19 protein-coding genes are annotated in these 20,399 nt (G+C 68.2%); 11 read left to right on the plus strand and 8 right to left on the minus strand.

Going from position 1 to position 20,399, the window contains the following annotated elements:
• Window positions 1-96: 96 nt before the first annotated feature.
• A complete protein-coding gene (locus OHN74_RS02970; protein ID WP_327692935.1) occupies window positions 97-945 on the plus strand; it encodes an SDR family oxidoreductase in 849 nt (282 codons plus the stop codon).
• 109 nt (window positions 946-1,054) lie between these two features.
• Here the strand turns inward: OHN74_RS02970 and OHN74_RS02975 are convergent, their stop codons facing one another.
• Complete coding sequence (locus OHN74_RS02975; protein WP_327699958.1) at window positions 1,055-1,438, minus strand: MmcQ/YjbR family DNA-binding protein; 384 nt, start codon at window positions 1,436-1,438, stop codon at window positions 1,055-1,057.
• Window positions 1,439-2,039: 601 nt separating this feature from the next.
• Between OHN74_RS02975 and OHN74_RS02980 the strand changes: the two genes are divergently transcribed.
• From OHN74_RS02980 to OHN74_RS02990, 3 genes are all read left to right on the plus strand, one after another.
• A complete protein-coding gene (locus OHN74_RS02980; RefSeq protein ID WP_327692936.1) occupies window positions 2,040-2,945 on the plus strand; it encodes an NADP-dependent oxidoreductase in 906 nt (301 codons plus the stop codon).
• Window positions 2,946-3,231: 286 nt separating this feature from the next.
• Window positions 3,232-3,720 (plus strand): MarR family winged helix-turn-helix transcriptional regulator, encoded by a 489-nt coding sequence (locus OHN74_RS02985; protein WP_327692937.1) that lies wholly within the window; start codon window positions 3,232-3,234, stop codon window positions 3,718-3,720.
• Window positions 3,721-3,988: 268 nt separating this feature from the next.
• Window positions 3,989-4,897, plus strand: coding sequence for an SDR family oxidoreductase (locus OHN74_RS02990; RefSeq protein ID WP_327692938.1), 909 nt, complete (start codon window positions 3,989-3,991; stop codon window positions 4,895-4,897).
• A 150-nt stretch (window positions 4,898-5,047) separates the two neighbouring features.
• Here the strand turns inward: OHN74_RS02990 and OHN74_RS02995 are convergent, their stop codons facing one another.
• Entirely contained in the window at window positions 5,048-5,515 is a 468-nt protein-coding gene (locus OHN74_RS02995; RefSeq protein ID WP_327692939.1) for a MarR family winged helix-turn-helix transcriptional regulator, read from the minus strand.
• A 313-nt stretch (window positions 5,516-5,828) separates the two neighbouring features.
• Between OHN74_RS02995 and OHN74_RS42820 the strand changes: the two genes are divergently transcribed.
• A complete protein-coding gene (locus OHN74_RS42820) occupies window positions 5,829-5,909 on the plus strand; it encodes a hypothetical protein (protein ID WP_443060533.1) in 81 nt (26 codons plus the stop codon).
• Window positions 5,910-5,983: 74 nt separating this feature from the next.
• On the opposite strand, the gene OHN74_RS03000 is transcribed toward OHN74_RS42820, so the two are convergent.
• Window positions 5,984-8,047, minus strand: a complete 2,064-nt coding sequence (locus tag OHN74_RS03000; RefSeq protein ID WP_327692940.1) for an RICIN domain-containing protein — start codon at window positions 8,045-8,047, stop codon at window positions 5,984-5,986.
• Between the two features lie 230 nt (window positions 8,048-8,277).
• Window positions 8,278-9,315: a LacI family DNA-binding transcriptional regulator gene (locus tag OHN74_RS03005; RefSeq protein WP_327692941.1), complete on the minus strand. Its 1,038-nt coding sequence runs from the start codon at window positions 9,313-9,315 to the stop codon at window positions 8,278-8,280.
• Window positions 9,316-9,820: 505 nt separating this feature from the next.
• Between OHN74_RS03005 and OHN74_RS03010 the strand changes: the two genes are divergently transcribed.
• From OHN74_RS03010 to OHN74_RS03025, 4 genes are read left to right on the plus strand one after another with little or no spacing between them, the layout of a single operon-like run.
• A complete protein-coding gene (locus OHN74_RS03010) occupies window positions 9,821-11,131 on the plus strand; it encodes an ABC transporter substrate-binding protein (RefSeq protein ID WP_327692942.1) in 1,311 nt (436 codons plus the stop codon).
• A 38-nt stretch (window positions 11,132-11,169) separates the two neighbouring features.
• Window positions 11,170-12,150 (plus strand): carbohydrate ABC transporter permease, encoded by a 981-nt coding sequence (locus tag OHN74_RS03015; protein WP_327692944.1) that lies wholly within the window; start codon window positions 11,170-11,172, stop codon window positions 12,148-12,150.
• Entirely contained in the window at window positions 12,147-13,031 is an 885-nt protein-coding gene (locus OHN74_RS03020; RefSeq protein WP_327692945.1) for a carbohydrate ABC transporter permease, read from the plus strand. Before OHN74_RS03015 ends, OHN74_RS03020 begins: the two co-directional genes overlap by 4 nt.
• Window positions 13,032-13,077: 46 nt before the next feature.
• A complete protein-coding gene (locus tag OHN74_RS03025) occupies window positions 13,078-15,093 on the plus strand; it encodes a beta-galactosidase (protein ID WP_327692946.1) in 2,016 nt (671 codons plus the stop codon).
• Here the strand turns inward: OHN74_RS03025 and OHN74_RS03030 are convergent.
• The 4 genes from OHN74_RS03030 to OHN74_RS03045 all read right to left on the minus strand — a co-directional run bounded on the left by OHN74_RS03030 (window position 15,047) and on the right by OHN74_RS03045 (window position 17,969).
• Entirely contained in the window at window positions 15,047-15,589 is a 543-nt protein-coding gene (locus OHN74_RS03030) for an SMP-30/gluconolactonase/LRE family protein (protein WP_327692947.1), read from the minus strand. The two genes, OHN74_RS03025 and OHN74_RS03030, sit on opposite strands and share 47 nt — an antisense overlap.
• Window positions 15,534-15,938, minus strand: a complete 405-nt coding sequence (locus OHN74_RS03035) for a hypothetical protein (RefSeq protein WP_327692948.1) — start codon at window positions 15,936-15,938, stop codon at window positions 15,534-15,536. The genes OHN74_RS03030 and OHN74_RS03035 overlap by 56 nt, the downstream gene beginning before the upstream one ends.
• Entirely contained in the window at window positions 15,935-16,159 is a 225-nt protein-coding gene (locus OHN74_RS03040; protein WP_327692949.1) for a hypothetical protein, read from the minus strand. Before OHN74_RS03040 ends, OHN74_RS03035 begins: the two co-directional genes overlap by 4 nt.
• 895 nt (window positions 16,160-17,054) lie before the next feature.
• Window positions 17,055-17,969: a VOC family protein gene (locus tag OHN74_RS03045; RefSeq protein WP_327692950.1), complete on the minus strand. Its 915-nt coding sequence runs from the start codon at window positions 17,967-17,969 to the stop codon at window positions 17,055-17,057.
• A 237-nt stretch (window positions 17,970-18,206) separates the two neighbouring features.
• Between OHN74_RS03045 and OHN74_RS03050 the strand changes: the two genes are divergently transcribed.
• Both OHN74_RS03050 and OHN74_RS03055 read left to right on the plus strand, forming a co-directional pair.
• Window positions 18,207-19,103, plus strand: coding sequence for a fumarylacetoacetate hydrolase family protein (locus OHN74_RS03050; RefSeq protein WP_327692951.1), 897 nt, complete (start codon window positions 18,207-18,209; stop codon window positions 19,101-19,103).
• Complete coding sequence (locus OHN74_RS03055) at window positions 19,100-20,209, plus strand: zinc-binding dehydrogenase (RefSeq protein ID WP_327692952.1); 1,110 nt, start codon at window positions 19,100-19,102, stop codon at window positions 20,207-20,209. The genes OHN74_RS03050 and OHN74_RS03055 overlap by 4 nt, the downstream gene beginning before the upstream one ends.
• Window positions 20,210-20,399: the final 190 nt, after the last annotated feature.

A 20,399-nucleotide genomic window follows, 5' to 3' on the forward strand; every position in this document is an offset into this window, starting at 1 on the left:
GCATCATCTTTATGTCAGGTGGTGCGCATGCCTCTGCGTCTCTTGGCACAGCGGAAGCTGCCACCACAGAAATGATCAGCCCGAGGAGGAACAACCGTGATCGTGGTGACCGGCGCCACCGGCAACGTAGGCCGCGCCCTCGTCGAACGACTCGTCGCCGAGGACCAGCCCGTCCGCGCGCTCACCCGCAACCCCGGACGGGCCGCGTTCCCCTCCGGCGCGGAGGTGGCCAGGCTCGAACTCGACCGGCCGGCCCACCTGTTGGACGGCGCGACCAAGCTGTTCCTTCACATACAGGCCACCGGGGACCGGACCGGCGGCCTGCTGGACGCCGCCCGCGCGGCAGGTGTCCGGCACGTCGTGATGCTCTCCTCGGGAATCATCGACGAGGGCGCCGACGACGAAACCCACCCGATCCGCATCTGGCACGCGACCGCCGAACAGCAGGTCCGCGACAGCGGTCTGGAGTGGACCTTCCTGCGCCCCATCTCCTTCGCCACCAACGCCCTCCAGTGGGCCCCACAGATCCGCGTCGGCGACACCGTCCACGGGCCCTTCGCCGAAGCCTGTACGGCACCGATCCACGAGGACGACATCGCGGCCGTCGCAGCCCGCGCCCTCATCGACCGCGGCCACTCCGGCGCCGTACACCGCCTCACCGGCCCCGAGCCCGTGACCACCACCGAACAGATCACCACCATCGGCCACACACTCGGCCGCGACCTGCGTTTCATCGAGGTCCCGCCGGACCAGGTGGGCCCGGACCTCTTCCCCCACGTCCCGCCCTCGATGCTGCAGGGCATCCTCAAATCCTTCGCGGCCACCGCCGGCGTACACCCGGAAATCACGACCACGGTCGAGACGATCACGGGCACTCCAGCCCGCACGATGAGTTCGTCCGGGTCGTCGGTGACGATCAGGAAAACCTTGCCAGCCACCTTGTAGACGTCCAACTGCTCGGTGAACGGGCGCCCGTGGCTGACTCCCGGGAGTGCGAGTGCGCTGTGGCGGGCGGTGTCCTGAAGCTTCGTGCCGCTGACTGACATGCCGGAGGTCAGGCGCGGCGGCCGTAGGTGTGCGGGTCGACGGGCTGCTGGGACCTGGCGAGCCCGTCGACGACAAGCCGGTAGGAGTCGGTCACGAGCTCCTTCACCAGCGCCTCGTCGATCGTGTTTCCGCCCTCCAGCGTGATCCAGTGCTTCTTGTTCATGTGATAGCCAGGAGAGATCTCCACGTGCTCGTGTCGCAGGGCGGCCGCCTCCTCGGGTGCCGACTTGAGAATCACCATGGGCTCCCCGGTCACCTGCGTCATGAGCATGAAGACCTTGCCGCGCACCTTGTACACCTCCCACTCGGGGCCGAACGGGTGCTCCAGCCCGGCTCCGGGGAGTTCCTCGGCGTGGTCGGCCGCCGTCTTCTGCAGCGCCTCTCCGTCCATGGTCATCAACCCTTCATCGATCCGGACGCCCCGACCGGCGGAACAGGGCGCGAGGTGCCGCTTCCGGCATGAACAGCGGTACGGGCAACGTGGCCGCGTCGTGAGCACGCGGGAGAGCCGGTGCAGGGACATGGTCGCCGCGCACTCGTCCGGCATCCGTGCACCATCCTCACCCTGGAAACGGCAAGGCTGCCGGTGGACTGCGGACACATGATGGTCGACAGGTGACACTCACCATCGCGGTCAGAACCAGGTTTCTCCGCCCCCTTCGTCGCGGGGCCCGACTCCACCGCACGACGAAGGGGAGGAGTCAGTCCCGCCGTGCGGCTTCCAGCCCCGGCCGGTGCGCCGTACAGCCTGGAAATGACCACCGTCGAGGACTTCCGCGCCGACCACGACGACCATGCCGACCTGCGCGCCCGAGCACCGAATTTACTTGATGCATCACCTTTACATATGATACGTCAACCAAGTGCCAATGACATCCAGGCAAGATGCGCAGATCTCGAGCCCCAGCAGATACTTGGCTAGCCACACATTCCCTGTTACGTTGATTATGTGTCCAGCCACCTAAATGGGTGGCTGCACGAGAGGAGTCGTCATGAAGGCCATCCTGTTCGACCGTTTCGGAGGCACGGAAGTGCTGCGCGAGGCGGACGTCGAGGTCCCGCAGCCCGGTCCCGGGCAGATCCGCGTCCGCGTCAGGGCGGCCGGACTGAACGCGCTGGACGGCAAGATCCGCTCCGGGGCAATGGAGGCCAAGTTCCCCACGCCTCTGCCCGCCATCCCCGGCGGCGAGCTCGCCGGTGTGGTGGACGCCCTGGGTGAGGGCGTACGGGATGTACAGGTGGGCGATGAGGTGCTGGGCTGGTCGGACACCGGCTCGTACGCCGAGTACGCGCTGGCAACCACCGTGGCCCCCAAGCCCGCCGGCCTCGACTGGCAGCACGCCGCCGCGCTGCCGACTGCGGGCGCGACGGCCGAGCGGGTACTGGACCTGCTCGGTGTCACCGCCGGGGAGACCGTGCTGATGCACGGCGCGGCCGGAGCGGTCGGAACCCTGGCGGTCCAGCTCGCCACGGCCCGCGGGGCGCGTGTCATCGGCACCGCCGGCCCCGCCAACCAGGAATACCTCACCGCGCTCGGCGCCACCGCTACCCTCTACGGCGAGGGCCTGGTCGAGCGGGTCCGGGCGCTCGCACCCGAGGGCGTGGACGCGGTGTTCGACCTGGCCGGGAAGGGAGCCCTGGAGGACTCCATCGCCCTGCGCGGTGGCACCGAGCGCATCGTCACCATCGCCGACTTCAGCGCGTACCAGCTCGGCATCACCTTCTCCAGCGCTCCCCGGGAACGCTCCGCCGCCGGCCTGGCCGCGCTGGCCCAGGACGCCGCGACCGGCAAGGTCGTCACCACCGTCACCGCCTACCCGCTCGACCAGGCCGCCACGGCCCAGCAGGTCAGCGACGCCGGGCATGTCCGGGGAAAGCTCGTCCTCACCGTCGACTGATCACGACCGCCACACCTTCCGCCACGCTCTCCCGCTTTCCCGATCACCACTCGGCCGGTCACAGCATCGAAGGCCCCCTCGTGCTGAACTCCCTGTGGACATCGGCCATCGTCGGTGACGTCTCGGTCCCGCACCGCCTCCGCATCCTCTATGCGGGCTACGGCGCCCCGCTGGGGAACTGTGCGCGTGGGCCCGACCATGCGGCCCTAGCCGGGTCGGCACCAACCTGCCCACCCGCGCCTGAGGACATCGGTCACGGCACGGCCGACCTCTGGGGGACCGAACCATGAACGACCTCACACCCGACACCCCCACCACAGCCGGCGAAGGGCCGATGAGCTACGCGATCTTCCAGCTCGCCCGCGCCCACCGGGCCCGCGCCGCCGCCATGCTCCGCGAGATGGACCTGCATCTTGGACAGGAACTGCTGCTGATGCACCTCCTCGACCGGGACGGCCAGACCCAGTCCGAACTCCTCGAAAGCGTCGGCCTCGACCACTCCACCGTCTCCAAGTCCCTGCGCCGCATGCAGGACGCCGGCCTGCTCCTCCGCGAACCGGCCCAACACGACCGACGCGTCATGGTCGTCCACCTCACCGACAAGGGCCGCGCCATGCGCGAACCCCTCGCAGCCATGTGGCGAACCCTGGAAGAGACCTCCGCCCGCAACCTGACGGCCCAACAGGCGCAGTCCTTCGTCCGCACCGCCCACGCCATCGCCGACGCGATCAACAGTCACACCCTTCCGCAAGAAGAGTCCAAGCAACTTCCCTGATCACAGCCCGTGTTGGCGCGCCTTGCAGGACAGATGGCTGGACCTGCGGAACTTGTTCGGGGCAAGGGCAACCCCTTGGCCGGCGGTGACCCGCACAAGCGGACCCACCCGCCCACGGGCCCGCCCGCCCTCGTGATCCGGACCCACCCCACCCCCGTGGTCCGGACCCACAGCACCCGCATCCGCGACCACCTCTCCCCTCCCCACCCCTCCCCCGCCCGCTCATCTCTCTCCCTCCACTACTGACCTGATGGAAAGCGAGACCCCCATGACCACCACCCTCCCCGTCCTCGTCGTCGGAGCGACCGGCTCCCTCGGCGGCAAGGTCGTCGACGAACTGCTCAAACGCGGCAAGAACGTCCGCGCCCTGGTCCGGCCGACCACCGACGCGAGCAAGCTGGAAAGCAAGGGTGTCGAGATCTCCCGCGGCGACATGCTCGACCTCGACTCGCTCATCGCCGCCATGACCGGCGCCGACGCCGTCATCACCACCGCCGCCGGCTACACCCGCGGCGGCAAGAACGCGCACGACATCGACACCGTCGGCAACGCCAATCTCGCCGAGGCAGCCCACCGCACCGGCATCCGGCGGTTCGTCCTGACCAGCATTCTCACCAGCGACCGGACGCCTCAAGTCCCGCACTTCTGGCACAAGAAGCTCGCCGAGGACAAGCTCGAACAGCTCGGCGTCCCGTTCGTCGCACTGCGTCCGGGGGCCTTCCTCGACCAGATCGCGACCATGGCGGGCGATCCGATCGACAAGGGCCGCCTGATCTGGATGGCCAAGCCCACCGTCCCGCTGACCTTCGTCCACACCTCCGACCTCGCGGCATACCTGGCGGCCGCCGTCGACGCCGAGACCGACAACGGCGAGCGCATCGACATCGGCTGGGACCGTCCGATCAGCATGCGCGAGATGGCCGACCTGATGGGCCACCGGGCCGGAAAGAAGATCAAGGTGCAGGCCGTCCCTTCGACGGTCACCCGTGCCGCAGGAGCCGTCGTCGGCCGCTTCTTGCCCCTGGTCAAGGACATGGCCGCGATGTTCGGCTGGTTCGACACGGGCCGCTACGTCGCCGACACCCGCCGCCAGGAGGAAGTGTTCGGCCCCGCCCCCACGGCCGAAGACGCCATCGTCCAGTACACCGACGAGCTCACCAGGACACAGCACCGGTGACGGGCCGCGCCCTGGTCCCGCTGCCCGGGCGCGGGGCCCATCGATGTTGGGCATCACCGGCCCAGCACCCGCCCGTCCGGAAGGGCCCCGGCTTCGAGGCCCAGGACGGTCAGGTCGCCTTTGCTGCCAGGGAGTACTGCGATCGGCCGATCAGGCGGGTTCCTCGTCCAGCTTCGCCACCACTCGGTCGGAGATATCGGCCAGAGTCCGCAGCTCCGCCGGGGTGACATGGTCCAGGAACAGCTCCCGTACCGCTTCCACATGCAGCGGAGCCGCCGCCTCGATCGCCACCCGCCCGGCATCCGTGATCACCACGAACGCTCCCCGCGCGTCCTCGGCGCACTCCTCGCGGATCACCAGCCCTCGTCCTGCCATCCGAGCGATGTGGTGGGACATACGACTCTTCTCCCACTCGAGTGCCCGGGCCAGATCCTGGTAACGCTGCCGACCGTCCGGCACATCCGTCAGACTGACCAGCACGCCGAAATCCGCGGCCGAGAGCTTCGACTCGCTCTGCAGCATGCGCGACAGGCGACCCCCCAGCCGCTCATGCAACCGAACAAAACTCCGCCAGGCGTGCTGCTCCTCCGCCGTCAACCACCGAACCTCTTCATCCATACCAGCGAGTGTAAAGCAGTTGACGGATCACCCAGATACCCGAAGGGCAACCCATCGGCCAGGCCGTGACGTCCTCCCGCCGTCAGGCGTACTGCGGCGTCCACCGCGCTGGGGTCCCCATCGGCTCGGCGGCCGTTCGCTACAGATCGTCCGCCCATCAGGCATACAGACCCCGGACCCTTGAGGACAAGGCCGAAGTCGTCCGCACCCTGTGCGTCAAGGTCGACCTCATGGATGCGGCCGACGCACACCGGCCCGTCATCGACGGTACGTAGAAGGCGCGATCGCGTCCTGACCTGGCGAAGCCATCAAGCTGACCCCCGCGTTCTTCGTCTCGCTCAAGGACGACTCGACAGTGACGCTCACCTTCCATTTCTGGAGCGGTGTCATGTGACGTACCAGGTCACCAAGTCCGGGAACTCGGTGACCTGGTACGACCGTCTGACACGTCCTTCTGCGGACGGTCGCTCAGTTGATGCGGACGATCTTCCAGAGTTGGTCGTCGATGTTCAGGTCGTTCCACTGCACGACCGCCGCACCGTTACTGGTGGAGGACTGGGCGACGGCGGCGTTGAAGCCGCTGCCCACGTTCTTGAGTTTGTAATAGCCGTTGCCCGCGTCGGTGAGGGTCCACTTCTGCGAGTTCGCGGCGGACGGCGTGTTCTGGACGACAGCGGCTCCGGCGGTGGTGGAGCCGTTACGGATGTCCAGGTTCAGGTTGCTGTTGGCGTTCCTGACGGTCCAGGCTCCGCCGCCGGCGGACTGGAAGGTGAAGAGCTGGCAGAAACAGGCCGAGTTCTGCCACTGCTGGGTGGCCGTGTTGGTGGCGGTCGAGCCCTGCGGGATGTCCAGGTACCTCCCGCTGTTCTTGTTGACGAGGACGTACTGTCCGGTGCCGAGCGGTGGCAGAGCGGTCTGGGTGACGTTCCAGCGCTGGCAGGCGCAGCTGGTGCCGCTCCACTGACCTGCGGCGGTGCCGGTAGCGGTGGAGGCGTTCGGGATCTCCAGGTACTTGCCGGTCACACGGTTGGTGATGCTGTACCCGCCGACCGGGTTCGGGGCGACGGCCCACTCGTGGTCGAGGGTGCCGTTGTCGTCCCACTGGAGGATCTTGGCGCCGTCGGCGGTGGACTGGTTCTCCACGCCGAGGACCTTGCCGCTGGCGGCGTTGAAGATCTTGAAGTAGCCGGAGCTCTGCTGGACGAAGCGCCACTGCTGGTCGGTGGCGTTGTCGGCGTTCTGCTGGGTGGCGTTCGTGCCGTTGATCGTGGAGCCGCCCGCGATGCTCAGCATGAGGTTGCTGCCCGCGTTCGACACGGTGTAGGTGGCTCCGTCCGAGATGCCGCCGCCCAGGTCGATGGTGCTGTAGGTGACGGGGTTGGAGAGGTTGCTGCCTCCGTTGCCTCCACTGAGCACGAGCAGGCTGTGGCCGTCGGACAGTGGCACCATGCCGCGGCTGTAGCCGTTTGCGACGTTGGAGGTGATACGCGTCCAGGTGTTCGCAGCGCCGTTCTGGGTGTTGAGGAACAGGTCACTGGTGCTGTAGGCGCCGACGACAAGCGTGCCGTTCGGACCGCCGGTGGGCAGCCACGTGATGTACGGGGTACTGGTGGGGACCACACCGTCCGTCGACCGCAGGGGAATGCCCGTGACGGAGTCGAACGCCTCCGGGTCGGCGGAGATCTTGTAGTACACGGCGAAGTTGCCCGAGGGGGAACCGCCGTACTCGTACGTCATGACGTAGTTGCCGTTGGGCAGCTTCGCGACGGTGGCCATACCTGGCCGCTGGCTGAAGGTGGGCATCGCCACGTCGTCCACGACCGGACCCCAGGTGCTGAGGTCCGTGGTGACCTGGTGCACGAGCTTCTGGCCGTGGTCGGGGTCGCGCTGGTCGGAGTAGTAGACGATCAGCTTGCCGTTGGCGTAGAGGAAGAAGGGCTCCCATACGGGGGTGTTGCCGTTGCCGTTCTGGTCGTAGGCCGGGCCGCCGGTGGCGATGTTGCTGACGAACGTCCAGGTCTGTCCGCGGTCGGTGCTGGCGTAGACATCGATCTTGATGGCGGAGCGGTCGGCGGGGACCGAGGCACCGGCGGCCAGGATGGTGCCCGCCGGGAAGCCGCCCACCGCGGTGGGCAGTTCGAACAGCTCGGGCTGCCAGCGCATGCCCCAGCCGTTCTGGGTGTCGGCGACCTCGGAGATCTTCGACCAGGAGTTGCCGTTGTCCGTGCTGCGGTAGATCGGGAGGACCGGCGTGCCGGTGGTGTACTGCTCGAACGTCGCGAGGATGGTGCCGTTGGCGGAGCCGTTGTGCTGCATACGCATCGCCCGCGGGTAGAGCGACCCGGGTGAGGGGGCGCCCGACGGCGGGGTGTACATCGTCTGCGAGGGCCGGGCCAGGGCGTCCGCCCGGCCGACAGGCAGGGTCATGGTCATCACCGCGACGAGCAGGACGAACGCCAGGGACAGGAAGGAGACAGGTGGACGGGAACGCGGAGCGGCGCCGGGTCTGGCGCCTGTCTGCGCAGGGGACATTGCGGCTCCCAGGGGAAGGTGTGTTTCGGTGTCCGCCGGCTCGGAACGGCCCAGAGTGACGCGGCGGGGTTCGATGGGCGCGTCGCCCGCGGGACAAGGCGACGCTGCCGGGCGCGACTCGCGAGCGCGGGGGCGCGGCGCGACAGGCGCGGCCTGGCGGAGGTGGAGCGCTCCGGCGTGTGGGTGCGCCGGAGCAGTGACACCAGGAGGTGGGTCAGTGAGGAGATGGGTCAGTGGGAGGGTGGAGGCGCGGTCGACCCGCGGACGATCAGTTCGACGGGTGGGTCGTTCGCCGGCGGCAGGTCGGCGTCGGGGTTCTCCATGGCGTGGAGGAGAAGCCTGATCCCCTCCCTCGACGCGGCCTCGAACGGCTGACGGACAGTGGTCAGAGGCGGGGTGACGTAGGCGAAGACCGGGTTTCCGTCGAAACCGACGATGCTGATGTCCTCCGGCACCCGACGACCGCTTTCCCGCAGGCCGTGGATCAGTCCGATGGCCATCTCGTCGCCTGCGGCGAACACCGCGGTCACTAAACGGTCCGAGGCCAGCTCCAGGCCGGCGGCGTACCCGGAGGCCGCCGACCAGTCGCCGTTGAGCACGGGGGGTTCATGCGCGCCCCGGGCCGCCAGCGCCGCCCGCCACCCCTCGATGCGGTCCGTGGTGGCGTACCACCGCCGCGGACCGGCGAGGTGGTGGACGGTCGCATGCCCCAAGTCCAGGAGGTGATCGGTGGCCGCGCGCGCCAGCTGATGGGCGCCCACGCCGACGCTCAAAGTCCGGGCGGCACTGAAGGCGGGTGGAGCTCCGAGGAAAAGAACCGGCACGTCGACGCCGAGCGGGACTTCACCTTCGACGATGGGTTCGGAGACGACGATCCCGTCCACGCCCTGCTCCAGGAGTGACTCCAGCGCGGCGGCGATGCTTCGTGGGTTGCCGTCCGGGGTGTTGAGCACGCGAAGCGCGTATCCGGCGTCCCGTACGGCTTGTTCGATGCCCACGAGCAGGGAGGCGGTTCCATACCCGGCCGTTCCCAGAGCGACCACACCGATGGAGCGGGTACGGCCGGAGGCCAGTGCCCGGGCGGCGTGGTTGAGCCGGTAGCCGAGTTCCTCGGCGGCCGCCAGGACGCGGCGGCGGGATTCCTCGGACACGTACGGCTCGTTGTTGAGGACCCGGGAGACCGTCTTGCGTGAGACGCCGGCCAGCCTGGCCACGTCCTCACTGCGCGGCGCGGAGGAGCCGACACCGCGCTCCAGCCCTGATGTCATGACGTCTCCCCATGGCCGTGTGTTCTTCATCGAACGAGGTCATTTACATGACCGCGCGGTCTGACCGCGCGGTCAATGTCTACGCATCCGCCGAGCGCACGTCAAGAGTTCCCGCGACGTCAATCGCTTCCTATGGGAACGAACCGCAGGGCCGCAGCCGGGCGAAGGCGGGTGCCACAGACGCCCGACGAAGCATCTCGGGCATACATTCCCGCAGCTCAAGTGACTCTTCCTCGATACACGCCAACGCGACGGCCGACCATGTCGGAACGGTCCCTCCACTCCGGCCGCCTCCGGGTCGGACCCCCGACCGGACCTGATCCATCACGAATTACCGAACGCGCAGCCTTGACAGCGAGCACACAGAGCGTCCACGCTTCCTGGCGTCCAGCGATCGCGTTTGTTCGATCGTGTTTGGTTCTGGTCACTCAGCGGCTGTCTCTCCGCCTCCCCCCTCCGGCTGACGCGCCATGTCTGGGTACCGCCAGCCCTGTCAGGAGTCAAAATGCACCATTCATCCCTTGGCCAGTCCATGCCTGGCACCAGCCGCCGCACCGTGCTCCGCGGACTCGGCGGAGCCGCGCTACTGGGCGCCGGCATCCCCCTGCTGAGCGCCTGCGCCGGCAGCTCCGCCTCGTCGGACTCCAAGACCGTCACCGTGGGCTCCAACGCCTCCGACGCCGTCCCGAAGAAGGGATACGGCGACATCTACGCGGCCTTCACAAAGCAGTCCGGGATCGCGGTCGACATCAACACCAAGGACCACAACACGTTCCAGGAGCAGATCAACACCTACCTGCAGGGAACGCCGGACGACGTGTTCCAGTGGTTCGCCGGCTACCGGATGCAGTTCTTCGCGGCCAAGGGGCTCGCCTCCCCGATCGACGACGTGTGGAAGACGATCGGGGGCAACTTCCCCAGTGCCATGCACGACCTGAGCAAGGGTCAGGACGGCAAGTACTACCTGGTGCCGCTGACCACGTCCCCGTGGGCGGTCTTCTACCGCAAGAGTGTCTTCCAGCAGTACGGCTACGAGGTTCCCACCACGTGGGACGCGTACGTCGCCCTGTGCAAGCAGATGAAGAAGGACGGCCTCGTCCCGATCGCGTACGGCGACAAGGACGCCTGGCCGGCGATGGGCTCCTTCGACCAGATCAACTTCCGCCTCAACGGCTACGACTTCCACGTCGAGCTGATGGCGGGCAAGGCTTCGTGGACCGACGCGAAGGTCCGCAAGGTCTTCGACACCTGGGCCGAGACCCTGCCCTACCACCAGGAGGGCGCGGTCGGCCGTACCTGGCAGGACGCCGCCCAGACCCTGGTGGCCAAGAAGGCCGGGATGTACATGCTCGGCATGTTCGTGGCCCAGCAGTTCAGCAACAAGGCCGACCTGGACGACCTCGACTTCTTCGCCTTCCCCGAGATCGACCCGGCGTACGGTCAGGACACCGTCGAGGCGCCGACCGACGGCATCATGCTCAGCAAGAAGCCCAGGAACCACGCCGGGGCCGTCGAGCTGCTCGAATTCCTGGGTACGGCCCGGGCCGAGGAAATCTACCTGAAGGCCGACCCGAGCCTGATCGCCGCCTCCACGAAGGCCGACACCTCCGCCTACAGCACCCTTCAGAAGAAGGGCTACGAGATGATCAGCGGCGCGAAACACCTCACCCAGTTCATGGACCGTGACAGCCGCCCGGACTTCACCTCCACGGTGATGCAGCCGGCGCTGCAGAAGTTCGTCCGCGACCCCAAGGGGATCGACGGCCTGCTGTCCTCGATCGAGCGCCAGAAGAAGACGATCTTCGCCTCCGGCTGAGCCCGACCCCCCTTCTGAAGCGGATGAACACCCACACCATGAGCTCCGAAACGACCACGAAGACCCCGGAGGCGGCCGAGGTGCCGCCTCCGGGCGCCGCGACGCCGAAGAGTCGGGTTCCACAGGGCCACCGGCGCCTGCTGACCCGCCGTGACCGGATCACGCTCGGCCTGATGGCCGGCGTGCCGACGATCCTGCACATCGCCCTCGTCTGGGTCACCGCCCTGGCCTCCATCGCCCTCGCCTTCACCACCTGGGACGGCATCGGCTTCGACTCCATCAAGTGGGTCGGGCTCCAGAACTTCAAGGAGCTCTTCGAGCAGAACCCGCAGTTCTGGCCCGCTCTTGAGCACAACGTGGTCTGGTTCGTCGTCCTGATCGCGATCCCCACGCCACTCGGCCTGTTCCTGGCCGTGCAGCTGGACAAGAAGATCCGGTTCAGCCGGGTCTACCAGACGGCGTTCTTCCTGCCGGTCGTGCTGTCCATGGCGGTCATCGGCTTCGTCTGGCAGCTCGTCTACAACCCCGACACCGGCCTGATCAACAGCATCATCGGGGCCAACGAGCCGGGCAAGTACATCGACTGGATCGGCGATCCGGACCTCAACCTCTGGGCCGTCCTCGTCGCCGCGTCCTGGCGGCACACCGGCTACATGATGATCCTCTACCTGGCCGGTCTGAAGGGTGTGGACCCGTCCCTGCGCGAGGCTTCCTCGCTCGACGGCGCCAACGAGTGGCAGACGTTCAAGAACGTCATCTTCCCCACCCTGCGCCCCACCAACACCATCGTCCTGGTCGTCACCATCATCGAGGCCCTGCGCGCCTTCGACCTGGTCTTCGTCTTCAACAAGGGCGCAGAGGGCACCGAGTTGCTCTCGATCCTGGTGACCAACAACATCATCGGCGAGTCCAGCCGCATCGGATACGGCTCCGCGATCGCCGTCGTCCTCCTGGTGATCTCGCTCGTCGTGATCATCCCGTACCTGATCAGCACCTTCCGGAAGGAGCGGCGCGCATGAGCACCACCGTCATGACCAAGGTCCGTACGCCCGTGCGTCCCGCCCGGGTTCTGCTGCACCTCTTCCTCGCGGGCGCGGCGCTGGCCTGGCTCGCACCGCTGCTGTGGGCGATGTACTCGGCGATGCGCCCGTACGCGGAGACCAGCGAGAAGGGATACGTCTCCTGGCCCGACAAGCTGAGCTTCGACAACTTCACGAACGCGTTCACGCAGTCGGACATGGGGCACTACTTCGTCAACACGCTGATCATCGCCGTCCCGGCGGTGCTGGTGACCCTTTTCCTCTCCTCGATGGTGGCCTTCTACGTCAGCCGCTTCGACTTCCGCCTCAACCTCGCCCTGCTGCTGGTCTTCACCGCGGGCAACCTGCTCCCGCAGCAGGTCATCATCACCCCGCTGTACCGCATGTACCTGCTCATCGACCTGCCCGGCATCACGATGTCCGGCAAGCTGTACGACTCCGCGCTCGGCCTGGTCCTCATCCACATCGCGTTCCAGTCCGGCTTCTGCGCCTTCGTGCTCGCCAACTACATGCGCTCGCTCCCGCACGAACTGACCGAGGCCGCGCTCGTCGACGGCGCGTCGGTGTGGCGCATGTACTGGCAGATCGTGCTGCCTCTGTGCAGGCCGGCGATGGCCGCCCTGGGCACGCTGCTGTCCATCTGGATCTACAACGACTTCTTCTGGGCCCTCGTCCTCATCTCCACCGGCGAGAACATGCCGATCACCTCCGCGCTGAACAACCTGACCGGGGCGTACTTCACCGACCCCAACCTGGTCGCCGCCGGTGCCCTGCTCACCGCGATCCCCACCCTGATCGTCTACTTCGTGCTGCAGCGGCAGTTCGTCAGCGGCCTCACGCTGGGCGCCAACAAGGGCTGACACACCCCCACTTGCCCCTCCCCTACACCCTTCCGGAGCACCACCAGTGAGTACCGCACGCCGCCTTCGCATTCCCGGAATCGCCTACGGAGGTGACTACAACCCCGAGCAGTGGCCCGAGGAGGTCTGGGCCGAGGACATGCGCCTGATGCGCGAGGCCGGGGTCACCATGGTCAGCGTCGGCATCTTCTCCTGGGCGCTGCTCGAACCGGCCGAGGGCGTCCACGACTTCGGCCGCATGGACCGACTCCTGGACCTGCTCCAAGAGAACGGCATCGCCGCCGACCTCGCCACGCCCACGGCAGCACCGCCGGCCTGGTTCTTCCGCGCCCACCCCGAGGCGCTCCCGGTCGACAAGGACGGCCGCGGCCTGTCGTACGGCAGCCGCCAGACGTTCTGCCCGTCCAGCCCCGCCTACCGCCGAGCGGCGCTGCGGATCGCCGAAGCTCTCGCCGAGCGCTACGCCACCCACCCGGCCGTCGCCATGTGGCACATCCACAACGAGTACGGCTGCCACAACGACGCCTGCTACTGCGACACCAGCGCGGAGGCGTTCCGGGGGTGGCTGCGGGCGAAGTACGGCGACGACCTGGACGCCCTCAACCACGCCTGGGGCACCACGTTCTGGAGCCAGTGGTACTACGACTGGGACCAGATCCTGCCGCCCCGCGCCACCGCGGCTCCCCCGAACCCCACCCACCAACTGGACTGGCGCCGCTTCTGCTCCGACGAACTGCTCTCCCTGTGCACGGCCGAACGCGAGGTACTGCTCCGGGCAGCTCCCGATACCCCCGCGACCACCAACTTCCTGGTCCTGCGCACCATCGACGCCCTCGACTACTGGCGCTGGGCACCCGAGTTGGACATCCTCTCCAACGACCACTACCTCCTGTCCGACGACCCGGAGGCCGAGGTCGACATCGCCCTGCACGGCGACCTGATGCGCTCACTCGCGGGCGGTCCGTGGTTCCTCATGGAGCACTCGACCGGCGCCGTCAACTGGCAGGCCGTCAACCGCGCCAAGCAGCCCGGGGAGATGCGCCGCAACGCGCTCGCGCATGTGGCCCACGGCGCCGACGGCATCGCGTTCTTCCAGTGGCGGGCAGCGAGAGCGGGCGCCGAACAGTGGCACTCGGCGATGCTCCCGCACGCCGGCACCGACAGCCAGATCTGGCGCGACGTCGTCCAACTCGGCGCGGACCTCCAGGCGTTGGCCGAAGTACGGGACTCCACCAGCACAGCGCAGGTGGCGATCGTGTGGGACTGGGACGCCCGCTGGGCACTGGAACTGCCTTCCCAGCCCAGCGCCGAACTGCACTACCAGGACCTGGTAAGGGACTGGTACACCCCCCTGTGGCGGGCCGGGGTCGCCGTCGACTTCGTACGCCCCGACGACCCCGAACTCGACCGCTACAAACTCGTCCTGGCACCCTCGCTGTACCTGGTCACGGAGGCAGCCGCAGCGAACCTCACCCGGTTCACCGAACGCGGAGGCACGCTGACCGTCGGCTTCCACAGCGGCATGGTCGACGAGAACGCCCATGTGTACCTGGGCGGTTACCCCGGCGCGTTCCGCGACGTCCTCGGCGTGGTCAGCGACGAGCTCTTCCCCCTGCTGCCGGGCGAGACGACCGGCCTGACCGGCGACGTGACACCGGGCGCCACGGCCGACCTGTGGTCGGAACGCATACGGCTCACCGGCGCACAGGCCATCGCATCCCACGCCGACGGCCCCCTGGCCGGCCACCCCGCCGTCACCCGCCACCAGTACGGCACCGGCACCGCCTGGTACCTGGCCACCCACCCCGACCGGGACACTCTCGCCGCCCTGCTCGACCGCATCCGTCAGGAGGCCGGCGTCAAACCGGAGCACGACACACCCGCCGGGATCGAGGCCGTCCGACGCCGAGGCTCGCAGGCCGACTACCTGTTCCTCATCGACCACACCGGAAAGGGCGCCGTAGCACCTGCCGAAGGCGTCGAACTCCTCACCGGCACACCGGTCACCGGAACCGTCACCGTCCCACCGGGAGGCGTCGCTGTGATACGCGAGCCCCGCTGATCGACCTGCCGGTGGGGCGTGGTGATGAACAGGCGGTTGTCGCTGGGGTGCAGGCACACCGACGTGGGGTGGGAGGGGCGGACACGGTCAGGGTGTGGAGCAGGTGCCCGTCGGGGTGGGAGCGGCGGACCGCGCCGGCGCCCCGCATCGCGCCCCAGAGACAGCCCTCGTCGTCGACGGTCATTCCGTCTGGGCTTCCTTCACCGTCCCGCAATCGGGCGAAGGTCTCCGGACTGCCGGAGAGGTCGCCCGAGACGGGGTCGACCCGGCAGCGAGGATGGTGCCGGCGGCCGTGTCGGCGAGGTACATGGTCGTGCCGTCGGGGTGAGCAGGGCGATGCCGGTGCCCGCGGCGGCGATCCACGCACCCGGCTGGTCGTGCACGGGGGCGATGGCACCCAACGGCACTTCCAGCCGGGCCAGTTGGCGCGGGATCGCCGACTAGGTGCCGTCGCGGAGTTCGAAGAGTCGGCCGCTGAGGAGGTCGACGTACGCATACCGGCCGCCGATCCGGCCTCCGCCCTCGGCGAGCTCGTACGCACCGTCCACGACGACCGCCGTCAGCGCTGATGCATCGGTGACCGCCCGGTGCAGACTGGCGGGGACGTCCGCGCCGACCAGGACGCGGGGTCCATCACGTACCCGAGCAGGTCGGATCGCTGGTTGCAAAGAAGCGTAGTCCAGGGCGCCTTCGTACCGTTCGCCGTCGGCGGCCTCGGCCCGCGCTGACCAGTCGGGGTGGCGCAGGAAGGCGACCAGGTCGCTCTCGCCGAGGTCCACCGCCTTGTCCTCGTCGATGCGCACGGCACGTGTGACGCCATTGACCCGGATGGTGGCGAGCTTCACTTGTTCTCTCCTCGGTGGGTACGCGCGAGACCCAGTGCCTCGTACACGGGCTCGTCGCTGAAACGGAACAGGTCGATCTGTGTGCGTGCGGTGAGCGTGACCTCGCACCAGGACGGGACCACGAACAGCTCGCCCTTGGTGATGTCGAAGACCTTGTCGCCGACTGTCGCGACTGCGTCGCCGTCGAAGACCTGCCACACGGCCGAGCCGACCGAACGCACGGGGAAGGTGCGCGTTCCTGGCGCAGTCGGCGCATCTCGGTGCGGATAGTGACCAGGGCGTCCTTGCCGGTGGTGGCATTGGAGAAGCGCACGACGGCGTGTCCCGGCTCGATCAACCCGACGGATCCTTCGGACTCCAGTTCCAGTTGGGCCGCGAGCGCCGCGTCCTTGTACTCCCACCGGTACGCGGCCAGGGGAGAGTTCGGCCGGTCGGGCAGGCTGATCGGGCGCAAGCCCGGGTGCCCCCAGAGCCGCTCGCCGCGGGAATACTTCGGCGTGGCACGGGTGGAGAGCTCATCGGGCCCGAACTCGAAGAATCCGGCGTCCAGTTGGGATACAAGCGGGACGTCGAGGCCGTCGATCCAGGTCATCGGTTCGTCGGTGACGTTCTGGTGCTCGTGAAAGGCCCAGCTGGGAGTCAGCAGCAGGTCGCCGCGACGCATGGCCACCCCCGACCTCGTGGACGGCGATCCAGTACCTGGGGGGCCGCAGGAGGTCGCCCTCTCGCACCGGCACAGTCAGGGAGCCTTCCGGTTTGTCGTCGACGGTGAGTGGTCACGTACGGCAGCCCTTTAGGCCCGGGTTCGACAGCGGCATCGCTCGCCGATCGCTGCGTCCGCGTCGACGTTCGTCCCCGCCGCGCCCTATCGGCACCAGCCGTCCGGACCGCTCAGCCGGGAGCAGTTCCGCCCACCGCCACAGATGCGGGACTGCGGTCGGCTGCGGAGATATCGGCATGAGTTCACTGGCTTGTGTCCACAGCGGTGCCAGGCCGGCGTCCTCGATCAACCGACCCAGATGGCCGTCCCCGCGCGAACCGGCGAACGCCCCACGCCGTCCAGACGCCGCCCCTGTGAGGCGAGCAGTCGGCGACACGGGGCGTTGGGGGCAACGATCAGGCGGGCTTCTCCTCCTGGTTGGTGATGAAGTCGGCCGGCACCTCGGGGCTCCAGACGGCTTCCGGGCAGTCCCAGTCGTTCGGCTGCCAGTTCTCGGTGATGCAGTCCATGTCGCTGGAGTACTCGATCCAGCTGCCCCAGGGGTCCTGGATGTAGTGGAACAGGTTCGAGCCGAGAGTGTGGCGGCCCAGGCCCCAGCCCTTCGCGTAGCCCACGGAGGCCATGTCCTGCGCGCCCCGGGCGATCTGGTCGATGTCCGACACCATCCAGCTGGAGTGGTGCAGGCCAGGGTGTGTCGCCGGGACGAAGCCGAAGACATGGTGGTCGCCGGGTCCCGAATTCATGAAAACCGGCCCGTTGATGATGCGGTCCGACAGGCGCAGCCCGAGTGTGCGGGTGTAGAAGGCCTCGGAGGCGCCCACATCGGAACTGAAGATCAGCATGTGCCCCAGACGCTGGGGGCGGGCCTTCTCCCTCGCGGTCAGCCAGCGAGCCTGATCGACCCGCCGGACGCGGTCTCCGACATTGGCGTCCTGCGCGTCCGTGGTGCCGAACTCGCGCCAGGAAGCGATCCCCTCGTCACGGAGGTTGATCAGATTTCCCTCGTGATCCCGCAGCCACAGTCCGCCGGGCACCTCGGCCGGCGCGTCCAGCAGCTTCAGCCCCATGCCCTCGACGTGGCGCTGCCACTCCGGCAGTGAGTCCGGTTCGACCGCGAAGGCCACGTGATGGAGCCGCTTGGCCGACCCCTCCATCAGCACCGCCTGATCCTGCTCACGTCCGTCGCAACGGATCACGACCGCGTTGCCGCGCTCCGCCGTCTCTAGTCCGAACGCGTCGTAGAAGCTCGCGCCCGTCTCCAGCGAGGGCACTTGGAGTCCGTAGTGCAGGAGGCCTTTGACACGCAACATTTTGTGCTCCTCATGGTTCCGGTGGACCTGCGTCACTCACGCACCACACCTCCCTAAGTGTGTACACTCCCCAGGTGGCGCGTCTAGAACCCAGGGGATATTTAACGCCTAATTACCCAAAAATCATGCGAGCATCTCCTCCATCAACCCCAGCTCCACACATCACGCCCCCTTCCGTGGCCAATGTGTATCCACTATGGTTCTGTTTCCTTGAGAGAGCCGCGTGTCGGAGGAATCATGCAATTTTCTGAATGGTCGCTGGTGCAGTACCGGGTGGACGACTCGGAGAAGCTCGCCGTAGGTGTGAGCGTGGGAGGGAGCATCGTCCAGGGGCCGCCCGGGACGGAAGGCCTGTCGCTGATGGAGGTGCTGAGCCGATGGGACTCTCTCGCACCACTGCTGCGGGAATGGGCCCCGGCGGATTCGGACGTCATCGCCGGTGCTTGGCTCGCTCCCCCGCTCACCTACCCGGGCAAGGTTCTCTGCGCGGGCGCCAACTACTGGGACCACTGTGCCGAGATGGGCGTGGAGCCGCCGGATGAACTGGGTGATCCGTTCTTCTTCCTCAAGCCGCCCACGACGACCGTGACCGGACCGGGAGACCCTGTTCCACTGCCCTCCTACCCGGGCGCCCGCGTCGACTGGGAGGCGGAACTCGCCGTCGTCATCGGCCGCACCGGCCGCAACCTCTCGCCCGAGCAGGCCCTCGATCACGTGGCCGGTTACCTGGCGGCGAACGACATCTCGGCCAGAGACCGGCTCACCGCCCCCAAGCCGGTGGGCAAGCCGTTCACCTACGACTGGGTCGGCCACAAGGGCCAGGACGGCTTCTGCCCGCTCGGCCCGGGAGTCGTGCCCGCCTGGCAGATCCCCGACCCGCAGAACCTGCGGATCCGGTTGAGTGTCAACGGTGTGGTGAAGCAGGACTCCTCGACGGCGCAGATGATGGTGCCGACAGCAGAAGTGGTCGCGGCGGCCAGCCGCCTCACCCGGCTCGAGCCCGGGGACGTCATCCTCACCGGCACACCGGCCGGCGTCGGAGCGCCGCGCGGGGAGTTCCTGACCGCCGGGGACGCGGTCGTCGTCGAGATCGAGCGGATCGGTCGCCTGGAGAACACGGTGGTGGCGTCATGAACAACACGGCTTCCGAACTGGGCTGGCCGGACCTGCTGCCCGTGCCCGACGCGATGCGGGCCATGGTGTTCCATCGATTCGGACCACCCGACGTGCTGGAGCAGGCCACGATCGCGACGCCCCGGCCCGGTCCGGGCGAGGTCCTCGTCCAGGTCGCTGCGGTCGGCATCGGCCGACTGCTCGACCTCACGGCCCGCGCGGGCAACCACCCCTACGCCAAGATCGAGCCGCCCCACGTGCTCGGCGCCGACCATGCGGGCGTCGTCGCCGCTGCGGGTGAAGGTGTGGACTCCGTCCGGGTCGGGGACCGCGTCGCCGTGTTTCCCGCAGTCGCCTGCGGCAGCTGCGCCTTCTGCCTGGAGGGCCGCGAGGAAGTCTGTCCCGACCTGGGCGTGATAGGCACCCATCGCCCCGGTGCGTACGCCGAGTACTGTGCGGTGCCCGCGCGCAACGTTCACCAGGTGCCGCACGACATTCCCGCCGCGATGGCGGCATCCCTGGCACTCGTCGGCGCGGTAGCCGCCAACCAGCTGACCCAGGCGGGACTGTGCCCCGGGCAGTGGGTACTGGTCCAGGGCGCCGCCTCCGCCCTCGGCTCCACCACCGCCGCCTACGCCCAGCACCTCGGCGCGAGGATCATCGCCACCTCGCGCTCGGCGGAAAAGCGCAAGGCTCTGGCCGCGGCCGGCGCCGAAGTCGTACTCGACACCACCGCCCCCGACCTCGTCGACCGCGTGCGCGAGGCCACCGGCGGTCACGGCGTGGACATCGCCGTCGACAACCTCGGTGACCCGGCGATCTGGGACGCCACCCTCGACACACTGGCCCGCGGCGGCACCGTGGTCACCTCCGGTGCGTTCCTCGGCGGCAAGGTCCAGATCGATCTGCGGCGCCTGTACTCCGACTGTCACCGCATCATCGGCGTACGCACCGGAAACGCCGCCGCGGTCGACGCGCTGTGGACCGAGGTCGAGCGCGGCTTCCGCGCTGTCGTCGACCGCACCTTCCCCATCGCCCGGGCTGCCGACGCCCACCGCTACATGGAGGACGACAGCAGCCTCGGGCGGGTTGCGCTCACTCTGGGCCCCGGGGACTGGAGCGTGTAGAAGCCGGCCCCGGTCGGTCCGACGGGGCTTCCGGGTGACGACGTGGTGTCGTCACCCCCAAAAGGCGGGGCCGGGTGAGGTCGACCGGGTCACGGCAGCCTGGCTCAGCCGGCGTTGTGCTCCGGTCGAGCGTTTCCCCAGCGGTGACGAGGTTTCTGAGCACCGCTACGGCAACGCGCCGCCTCTCCCT

The organism is Streptomyces sp. NBC_00459, assembly GCF_036013955.1.
Classification (GTDB): Bacteria; Actinomycetota; Actinomycetes; order Streptomycetales; family Streptomycetaceae; genus Streptomyces.

Coding starts and splice junctions, on each gene's coding strand:
- OHN74_RS03050 (WP_327692951.1), top strand. CDS start 18,207: ATGCAATTTTCTGAATGGTCGCTGGTGCAGTACCGGGTGGACGACTCG.
- OHN74_RS03055 (WP_327692952.1), top strand. CDS start 19,100: ATGAACAACACGGCTTCCGAACTGGGCTGGCCGGACCTGCTGCCCGTG.
- OHN74_RS03000 (WP_327692940.1), bottom strand. CDS start 8,047: ATGTCCCCTGCGCAGACAGGCGCCAGACCCGGCGCCGCTCCGCGTTCC.
- OHN74_RS03030 (WP_327692947.1), bottom strand. CDS start 15,589: ATGCGTACGTCGACCTCCTCAGCGGCCGACTCTTCGAACTCCGCGACG.
- OHN74_RS03020 (WP_327692945.1), top strand. CDS start 12,147: ATGAGCACCACCGTCATGACCAAGGTCCGTACGCCCGTGCGTCCCGCC.
- OHN74_RS02980 (WP_327692936.1), top strand. CDS start 2,040: ATGAAGGCCATCCTGTTCGACCGTTTCGGAGGCACGGAAGTGCTGCGC.
- OHN74_RS03045 (WP_327692950.1), bottom strand. CDS start 17,969: ATGTTGCGTGTCAAAGGCCTCCTGCACTACGGACTCCAAGTGCCCTCG.
- OHN74_RS03005 (WP_327692941.1), bottom strand. CDS start 9,315: ATGACATCAGGGCTGGAGCGCGGTGTCGGCTCCTCCGCGCCGCGCAGT.
- OHN74_RS03010 (WP_327692942.1), top strand. CDS start 9,821: ATGCACCATTCATCCCTTGGCCAGTCCATGCCTGGCACCAGCCGCCGC.
- OHN74_RS02990 (WP_327692938.1), top strand. CDS start 3,989: ATGACCACCACCCTCCCCGTCCTCGTCGTCGGAGCGACCGGCTCCCTC.
- OHN74_RS03015 (WP_327692944.1), top strand. CDS start 11,170: ATGAGCTCCGAAACGACCACGAAGACCCCGGAGGCGGCCGAGGTGCCG.
- OHN74_RS02985 (WP_327692937.1), top strand. CDS start 3,232: ATGAACGACCTCACACCCGACACCCCCACCACAGCCGGCGAAGGGCCG.
- OHN74_RS02975 (WP_327699958.1), bottom strand. CDS start 1,438: ATGGACGGAGAGGCGCTGCAGAAGACGGCGGCCGACCACGCCGAGGAA.
- OHN74_RS02995 (WP_327692939.1), bottom strand. CDS start 5,515: ATGGATGAAGAGGTTCGGTGGTTGACGGCGGAGGAGCAGCACGCCTGG.